This window comes from Brumimicrobium aurantiacum (genome assembly GCF_003402975.1).
In the GTDB taxonomy this organism is placed as follows: Bacteria; Bacteroidota; Bacteroidia; order Flavobacteriales_D; family Crocinitomicaceae; genus Brumimicrobium; species Brumimicrobium aurantiacum.
In genome coordinates, this window is sequence record NZ_QURB01000011.1 from 59,431 (window position 1) to 67,794 (window position 8,364).

Below are 8,364 nucleotides of genomic sequence, written 5' to 3' on the forward strand. Positions count from 1 at the left end.
CTGATCTTATGATAAAGTATAAATCAAAAGAGGAAATCGAAAAACTTAGAGCTGCTGCACAGGTTGTTAGTAGAACTTTAGGGAAGGTGGCAGAGGCGATCGAACCAGGTGTAACTACATTGGAATTAGATGCTATCGCAGAAGATTATATTCGCTCTCAGGGTGCTGTTCCTGGATTTTTAGGATTATACGATTTTCCAAATACTTTGTGTATTTCTGTTAATGAACAAGTTGTTCATGGTTATCCAACCGATGAACCAATTAAAGATGGAGATGTTGTTTCTGTAGATTGTGGAGCAATTCTCGATGGATATTACGGAGATCATGCCTATACTTTTGCTGTAGGTAATGTTTCTGAAGAAGTTTTAAAGTTGCTTGAAGTTACCAAAGAATGTTTGAATATTGGAATTGAGCAAACTAGAGTAGGGAACAGAATGGGAGATATAGGTTACCACATCCAAAAACATGCTGAAGACAGAGGCTATGGTGTGGTGAGAGAATTGGTTGGTCATGGTATCGGACAAACAATGCATGAAGAGCCTCAGGTGCCTAACTACGGTAGAAGAGGAAGAGGAAAGAAGATTAAGGAAGGTTTAACCATTGCCATAGAACCAATGATTAATCTTGGTACAGCCCAAATAAAATACCTTGAGGATAATTGGACCATAGTGACCCTTGATGGGAAAGCAAGTGCACATTTTGAACATGATGTTGCTGTAGTAGATGGTAAACCAGATGTCTTATCTACATTTAAATATGTTGAAGAAGCTTTGGCTAAAAAGGACAATGTTTCTTAAGAATATTTTAAGGCAATTATGGAAAGATTGCAAAAGATAGTTACGTTAAGCTGCTTAATTTATACTTTATATGGATTAAGCAGCTTTTTTCAATTGGGGACTTTCGTTCCACCGATTCCATTAAAACCATTCCTTTTTCTTACATTTTTAATTGCTTACCTCGTAAGTTCTTCCTTTAAAGAGTTCAATCTGCTTAAAATATTCACTTCTTTTTGGCTCTTATCTCTCATTTTTGTTGGTCAATACTTTGTTGAGGTGTTTTTTGATTATCAAACTGTAGAGTGCTATTTAAGGAATGTAGAACCTTTAGTGCTTATTGGTTCTGTGTTAGGTTTTATAAGTGTGATTTTTAAATTATCTTATACTATTGGATTGGGTTTCTTTAAAAGCGCTATTCCTGTGTTAGGTATTGTTTTGCTTTTCAGTTTTTCACCAAATCTTGATGATCATTTGGTTTATGACTTTGTAATTATTGCCTTTGCATTTATTTTTTATTTGTATGATTGCCTAAATCAAGTAGGAATTGTAGAAACTAAACAAAAAGAAATCATTTTATTGTTGCAAGGAGTAGCTGTTTTAACTTTCATTGAGCGAATGACTTATATAGTTTTAGCGTATTGAGTAAAAAAAAATCATTAACTTTTTTCCTTAAAAAGGTTTGATTAGTGTAAGTTATTAGTATTTTTGCAGTCCGCAACGATAAAGTTGTAACAAGGTTAAGCGAAATCTTGTAAATTGAAATAAACGGAGAGGTGGCTGAGTGGCTGAAAGCGGCACCCTGCTAAGGTGTTATACGGGCAACTGTATCGAGGGTTCGAATCCCTCTCTCTCCGCACGATAAATACAAACAGATGTTAAAACTTTTCGATGAAGTTAGGAAGAGAAAATGTTGAATCAACTGTAGAGTTTGTTTTAATTGAAATTAATTTTAAGATGAATTTATTGATTACTAAGTGATTAAAAATTTATTAAAAAATAATTAAATAAAACGCTTGCTAAGTTAAAAATTGTTTGTATCTTTGCAACCCGCAAATGATTCTTTAGAAAAGAATAGATTGAAATAAAACATTAGCGTTAAGATTTTAAATCTTAATAAATTCAATAAAACGTTATTGAATTAATGTAAAGAATGACCAGTTCGGGGTGTAGCGTAGCCCGGTCATCGCGCCTGCTTTGGGAGCAGGAGGTCGCAGGTTCGAATCCTGCCACCCCGACAAGGGGATGATTGATTTCATCCCCTTTTTTTGATTAAAAGTGTGTTTACACTAGTTTTAAACTAGGGCTCGTAGCTCAGCTGGATAGAGCACCTCCCTTCTAAGGAGGCGGTCAAAGGTTCGAATCCTTTCGGGCTCACTATAAGCGTTGATGGTTTCCATCAACGCTTTTTTATTTTAGACAAAGGTCTAGAGTATATTAGGTTTAGAACGATTTTGTTTTTGGCAGCGCTTGAACAACGTAAAGGATTGTGATACTGATCCGTGATACCAATTTCAAAATTCGTGATACTATGAAAACAAAATACATTTTCAATCGTAAAAAACGGTTGAATACAAAAGGACAGGCACCTGTTGAAGTGATGATTTATTTGAGTAGAAAAAAGAGGATTTTCCGCTCAACTGGAGTTTTTATTGCCCCAAAATTTTGGGATGAAAATAAGAATGAACTCAAAAAATCAATTCCAAACTACCAGGAATTAAATCATAAATTAATACTTAAAAGACACTCGTTAGAAGATCAAGTGATCAAAGAAGCAATGTCTGGAGATTTCTCTAGTGTAACTTTAGGAACTCAAAAAGTAAAATTATTTGAATTCTTTGAACATCGTGTAATAAAGGTTACCAATTCAGAACTTACTGAAGGAACACAAATGATATACCGTAGAACACTACGTTATTTAAAGGAATTTAGAAAAGAAGATTTCCCAATTACAAAAGTTGATGTGTTCTTTTTGGAATCATTTAACATTTTCTTGAAGGAAACCAAAAAGTTAAAATTAAATGGACGTGCATCTCTAATGCTTCGTTTAAAAACCGTTATGAATGTTGCAGTAAATGATGGAGTAGTGGATTACGCAAAAAATCCGTTTAGAACATTTAAAATACACCAGGTTGAACCTGAAACACATTCATTAACTCTTGAAGAATTAACACGAATAGAAAATTTGGATATGTCTTTGAGACCTGAGCTGGATAAAACTAGAGATATGTTTTTGTTTTCTTGTTATACTTCGTTAAGGTTTGGTGATCTAATAAATTTAAGTTTTGAAAATTTTGAAGTATTAGAGCAGGGGAGAATTAGATTAACTTATATTCAGGAGAAGTTAAGACATAGAAGTGCAAAGAAGGTTCAATGGATTATTTCTGATTTTTGGGGAGGAAAAATTGACAAGATTATTTTGAAATACTTTAAGAAATTTGAAAACGTAAAAGATGTTCAAAAAGACATTCGTTTTTTCTTCAGATACACGAATCAACATTATAATAGACAATTGAAAGAATTACAGAATTTTGCAGGAATTAAACAAGAATTGCATTCACATCTCGCAAGACATACTTGTATAACATTACTAGTCAATGATTTTGGTTTAGATATTACAAAGGCTCAAATGATTGCAGGCCATTCAAAAATGGAAATGACAAGAAAATATTTAAGGGTCACAGAGCGAGATTTAGAAACAGCAGCAAGAAATATAAATTGGGATAAATAAATTAAAAAGCCCTGATCTATGACCAGGGCTTTTTAATTAAACATTTTCTTATTTTAATTTTGTAAGATCTTCAAACGGTATTTCTTTGATTTTCTTTTCATCATTTATCTTAAATTCAATCACAGCATTATCAGAATTAATACCAATAATTTCACCTTTAATTAGCTTTAAATTGTGTTTAAATGAAACGTCATCACCAACTTTCAAAATTATTTCTTTCGATATGGTTGTCGTGATCGAGATTTCTTTGTCTCCGTAAACATCACCAATTACTTTAACTTTTTTACCGTTATTCTTAATAAATATTTTCGCATTCATTAAATGATTTCCTTTATGTTCTGCTACTACTGCATCAATAGCACTTTCTAAAGGATCACCTTTTTTGGTTTTGGATTTTCCTTCTACGTTTTGAGCAACAAGAACATATTCTTTTGAAGAATCAACGTTTTTATTGGCGACCATAGTTAAATCTCCAATTCTAGTCCAACATGAGGATAAAGTAAATAAGCAGATAAAAAAAATTATTTTTTTCATAAATATATATTTTTGTTTTTAACAAAATTAACATTTAAACATCATTAACCGTTCCAAAAACGACTTATTGAATGAATGGCAAGGTTTAAAGGACGAATGAATACTTTAAACTTGCAAACAACAAAAAGCCCTGATCTATGACCAGGGCTTTCAAGTTTATAATATACATTTTATACTTTACTTTTTACTTTTTAAATAAATTGCTCATTGATAAAAAATTGAATGAAACTAAAGAGTTTAATGGTGTGTCTCCGTCTGGTGGAGTTCCATGTATTTTAATGCGAATAATATTGTTCGTTCTATCAGGTACCGCTCTTAAAATAGTGTCAAGTGGTCCACTGGTAACTTGAAGAATTGGAGCAATAGAATTAACATCTACTTGATTTCCGTTCAACAATCCACCAGTAAAATCTAAAGTTATTTCATCAGAGTTCAATGTTACAATTGGTTTAAACTCTTTAACCCCTCCGCTATCTTTTAACGGAGTAGAAGGAACTAAAATTAGGTTTGGATAAGTACTATCATATTTCATTGAAATGAATGAAGCGTTAAGTTCATCACTAAACGAAGCCCCATCTTCACCTTTCAATGAATCTAAGAAATCTTGTTCAGTTCCTTCATTTCCTTGGTTTAACCATACTTCGTAGGCTGATAGTCCATCAGTACCATTTTGTACAGTTGTATCAATAGTACTGTTTTCTAGTAAACCAATCGAAGTTAATACGTCTGCCAAGCCTTGAATTGTTGAAACTGAAGGGGATTTTTTTAACTCAATAATATGGTCATCAGCTAAAGTTATAAATAAAGTTTTCCCCTCAGCACCTACTGGTGATTCTCCACCAAGTGGGGCGTCACTAACTGAAATACTGCCAGACGCTTCATGAGACTTTATGTCAATCCTTTTTTTAACCCATAGTTGAGAAACATCAATCCCATATCCTAAAGCTTGTAATCCCCCACCATTAAACTGGCTCGTTCCACCATTGGCAGAAATAGACGATGCGTCGAAATTTGTTTCACCATAAAAAGTAGTCAAAGCGTCAAATTGTACATCTTTTTTAAGGGCTATTTTATCATTTCCATCTTCAGTCCAGAACTGAATAGAATCTTTATATAAATTTAAAAAATCGAATCCTCCATGAAATATTTCATTTGATAAAGATTGAATTTTCAATGTTGAAGTTCGGTGAGCTAGATTGATTATTCTTGAAACCCCTGTTCCGATATTCATGTTTCTATTCTCTAAATTCTTATTTAAAGAGTTTAAAAAAGTTGAAACATCGCCACCATTTCCAGCGTTTAACCATTGATTATATGCGTTCAATATCCCTTTTTCAGTATCTGAAGGTTCAATCGTGCTGCTTTCTAAGAGACCGATAGACGTTAAAGCATCTGCTAAGCCTTGAACTGTTTGAATAGAACCTTGTTTTTTAAGATTAATCTGCGAATCGTCAGACATTGTAATTCTTAGAAAATTTAATGGATCATCATCTATTGATTCTATTCTGATATTATCATAATCTGAAAAGAATATTTTTGAAAATTTACCACCTGATCCCATGGCTTCAATACCAGCGCCATTAAACTTGTTAATTCCTGCGTCTGAGACTATTCCATTTGTTGTAATACCATCAATGGAAATTTCGGTATTTCCTTTAATAATTTTACCAAGCCCGTTCACACGTAAATCTTCACTAATTCCAAGACCACCGTTGTATACATTAATGTTTCCAAAAATTACGTTCAGATCATTATTTTGAATTGATACTGGAGCATTAATTCCGAATTTAAAACCAAAATCTTGATCATTCGTGAAATAGATATTATTATTATTAGGACCACCAATGGCTAACAATGTTCCTGATTCAGAATCTAATCCTGGTTGAAGTGAAATTTTTCTATTAATGCCAGGCGCAATTTCCAAGTCACTATTTCCAATATTAATAGAATCTGAAGGATCGCTATCTGCACCTTTCAAAGAATCCAAAAACTCCTGTTCCGTTCCTGTGTTTCCTTGCGCTAACCAAACTTCATAAGCAGAAAGACCGTTTTGACCTGGTTCACCTTGCACGCCAGAACAACCGTTAACAGGGTACAATAAAACACGTCCATAAAGTAATCGAATATTCGTCCACTCACCTGTCAATTCTCCACCTTCTTCTAAAGAGATGTCAACAGGTTCATTTGTAATTTCATCATCATCTATTGCTGAAGTTGCTCTAAAATTAGAGTAGGGAATTGCTTTTATCTTTCCGTAAATTTCTCCTGATGGGGATATTTCCCCAGCTTTTAGTTCAAATATTTCTCCTTGATTTGCCATATTACATTTTAATTACCGCGATCCAATCGCTATGATTAATAAATCCGTTTGTTGCTGGAATAATTGTTTCTGTGACTGAATTAGAAATATTTCCACCAATTACAGTTATATAATTCCCGTTATTTTCGACAACGATATCGCCGTGAGTTTTAGCCGTTGGATATAACCCCGCCAAGTCTCCTGTATAACCACGTTTTTTAATTACAATATCGCCTGGTCTTGGTTTATAAGAATGAGTTTCAACGGCAATTTGTGCCGTATGCCCTTGGTTTGCTCTTTCTCTAGCCCAAACAGTATAATTTGCGTGTGTGGCGCTTGCTGGAAAATTGAAATAGTCTTTTCTAGCGATATAAGAAATAAACGCAGCGCTCCAAGCATATTTGGAATCGAATTCCTCTATATTATCTAAAGTAATCCAATCCCACCCAGCGCCTTTTTGCCAATAATCAACTAAACGAGAATGAACTGCCGTTTCGTTTTCATTTCTACCGCCCCAGAAGATTAATTCGTTTTTTGCGGAGGTTACTAAATTTCGTTTTCTCATAATTCTCATGTAAATGAAAATTATGGCAGCCAGTAAGACTACCACAATTATAATTTGTTTAGATTCTTTTATCTTCATTAGCCAATAATGAAAATGATTTTAATGAATGATAAAAATTCATCTAGCCTGATCCATCCTTTCAAAAGCGCCACAAAAAACAACCAACCAAAAAAAGCGGCTATTGCTCTAGCGTAATTCAATCCTTTTTCTCCGTTTTCGTCCGTAGTGATTGAATTTTTAAAGGTGGGCAGTATTCCGTCTGATAATCCCAGCAAGAAGTTTTTTAAGCGCTTTTTCATTATTTTTTATTTTTCTTAATTGAAATAAAAATAACCGCGATAATTATTGCGATTAACACTAATCCAATCATTATATATTTCGTATTGTTTTGTGATGTTGTACTGCCGGAGGCTAATTCGGCAGCTTTTATTTTTTGTTGATTCGCGACACATTCATCATATGCGGCTTTTCCGTCAGAGTCAAAAAGCGGACGTGTTCCGCATCCCTCAACTGATGATCCTGATACTGCTGATCCAATTCCTAACCAGTCAGTCCCTCCTAAACTAATCGTAGACATATTTATTTTTTTAATTCTTTCGTTGCTTGTACGTAATAATATATCGTGATAATCGAAGCAACGATTCCGACAATGAATGATATATTTCTTAATTTATTTTGCATTATACTAGACTTTTAACAGCGTTAGATACTTGAAATGTTGTACCGCTAGGAGAACCTAAAAGGGCAATAAATGCGGCTTCGGTTTTATCTCCGAATATACCATCTTCTACCAACGTCGGGATATTTAAAACACCCGCAACACTATTGATTTTTTGTTGAGCAAGTTTCACCAGTTCACCATTATCGCCGCGTTTTAATACGGTTGGAGACGATTGTATAATTTCTGGATTTTTATTGCGTAAGTAGAAATAAAACAACAACGCTACAACTACTATAACGATGATGTATTTAGAGTTTTTATTTCTCTTTTCTGCCATTCTTTTTTTGATTTTTTAAATACAATAATATAGAAAGCGCGGCGGGAACTAAAAGCGATATAATCCTAGCTAGTGTTTCTATTTCTTGTAAAGAAATAAGCCAGCCGCCCGCCGCTAGAATCGTCATATCTAAAATTAAATTGTAATTGTTCATTTGTGGGTTTTTCGCCGGATTCATGCCTTTTAGTTTTAATTCAAACCTAAGCCGCGCAAACGTGTAGCTACCTCTGCATATTTACCGCTCCAGTCGTCCCACTCATTAGAAAATAAAAGCGTGAGTGTAGGGTAATCAACCGCGTAAGTTTTATTATAATGGTTGTACAGCAATATTAACTGGTTGGAGTGTCTATATTTGTTGTGACAGATTAATTAAGCCCGAAATGATTAAATTTGATTTATGGCAAAGAAGTATGACAATGACTTTAAAATTCTCATAGTAGAATTAGTAAAGTCAGGAAGACCTA

10 protein-coding genes and 3 tRNA genes are annotated in these 8,364 nt (G+C 33.7%); 6 read left to right on the forward strand and 7 right to left on the reverse strand.

What is annotated here, in order from left to right:
• The first annotated feature begins 8 nt into the window (after window positions 1-8).
• The 6 genes from map to DXU93_RS14350 all read left to right on the forward strand — a co-directional run bounded on the left by map (window position 9) and on the right by DXU93_RS14350 (window position 3,504).
• The gene (map, locus tag DXU93_RS14325; protein WP_116881993.1) at window positions 9-797 is read left to right on the forward strand and encodes a type I methionyl aminopeptidase; all 789 of its coding nucleotides are present in this window, start codon (window positions 9-11) and stop codon (window positions 795-797) included.
• A gap of 18 nt (window positions 798-815) precedes the next feature.
• Window positions 816-1,418 carry a hypothetical protein gene (locus DXU93_RS14330; RefSeq protein ID WP_116881994.1) on the forward strand — a complete coding sequence of 201 codons (603 nt, stop codon included), beginning with the start codon at window positions 816-818 and terminating at the stop codon, window positions 1,416-1,418.
• A 125-nt stretch (window positions 1,419-1,543) separates the two neighbouring features.
• A tRNA-Ser gene (locus DXU93_RS14335) sits at window positions 1,544-1,630 on the forward strand.
• A gap of 306 nt (window positions 1,631-1,936) precedes the next feature.
• Window positions 1,937-2,011, forward strand: a tRNA-Pro gene (locus DXU93_RS14340).
• 65 nt (window positions 2,012-2,076) lie between these two features.
• Window positions 2,077-2,150, forward strand: a tRNA-Arg gene (locus DXU93_RS14345).
• Between the two features lie 154 nt (window positions 2,151-2,304).
• Window positions 2,305-3,504 carry a site-specific integrase gene (locus DXU93_RS14350; RefSeq protein WP_123776151.1) on the forward strand — a complete coding sequence of 400 codons (1,200 nt, stop codon included), beginning with the start codon at window positions 2,305-2,307 and terminating at the stop codon, window positions 3,502-3,504.
• 48 nt (window positions 3,505-3,552) lie between these two features.
• Here DXU93_RS14350 and DXU93_RS14355 read toward each other — a convergent pair whose 3' ends face one another.
• The 7 genes from DXU93_RS14355 to DXU93_RS14385 form a co-directional block, all read right to left on the reverse strand.
• The gene (locus DXU93_RS14355; RefSeq protein WP_116881996.1) at window positions 3,553-4,038 is read right to left on the reverse strand and encodes a hypothetical protein; all 486 of its coding nucleotides are present in this window, start codon (window positions 4,036-4,038) and stop codon (window positions 3,553-3,555) included.
• Between the two features lie 184 nt (window positions 4,039-4,222).
• On the reverse strand, window positions 4,223-6,358 hold the full coding sequence (locus DXU93_RS14360) for a hypothetical protein (RefSeq protein ID WP_116881997.1): 2,136 nt from the start codon (window positions 6,356-6,358) through the stop codon (window positions 4,223-4,225).
• Between the two features lies 1 nt (window position 6,359).
• Complete coding sequence (locus tag DXU93_RS14365) at window positions 6,360-6,902, reverse strand: DUF2272 domain-containing protein (protein ID WP_165851430.1); 543 nt, start codon at window positions 6,900-6,902, stop codon at window positions 6,360-6,362.
• Between the two features lie 77 nt (window positions 6,903-6,979).
• On the reverse strand, window positions 6,980-7,201 hold the full coding sequence (locus DXU93_RS14370) for a hypothetical protein (protein ID WP_116881999.1): 222 nt from the start codon (window positions 7,199-7,201) through the stop codon (window positions 6,980-6,982).
• On the reverse strand, window positions 7,201-7,479 hold the full coding sequence (locus tag DXU93_RS14375) for a hypothetical protein (RefSeq protein ID WP_116882000.1): 279 nt from the start codon (window positions 7,477-7,479) through the stop codon (window positions 7,201-7,203). Before DXU93_RS14375 ends, DXU93_RS14370 begins: the two co-directional genes overlap by 1 nt.
• A 103-nt stretch (window positions 7,480-7,582) precedes the next feature.
• A complete protein-coding gene (locus DXU93_RS14380; protein ID WP_116882001.1) occupies window positions 7,583-7,900 on the reverse strand; it encodes a peptidoglycan-binding domain-containing protein in 318 nt (105 codons plus the stop codon).
• Window positions 7,881-8,078 carry a hypothetical protein gene (locus tag DXU93_RS14385; protein ID WP_116882002.1) on the reverse strand — a complete coding sequence of 66 codons (198 nt, stop codon included), beginning with the start codon at window positions 8,076-8,078 and terminating at the stop codon, window positions 7,881-7,883. Before DXU93_RS14385 ends, DXU93_RS14380 begins: the two co-directional genes overlap by 20 nt.
• Between the last annotated feature and the right edge of the window lie 286 nt (window positions 8,079-8,364).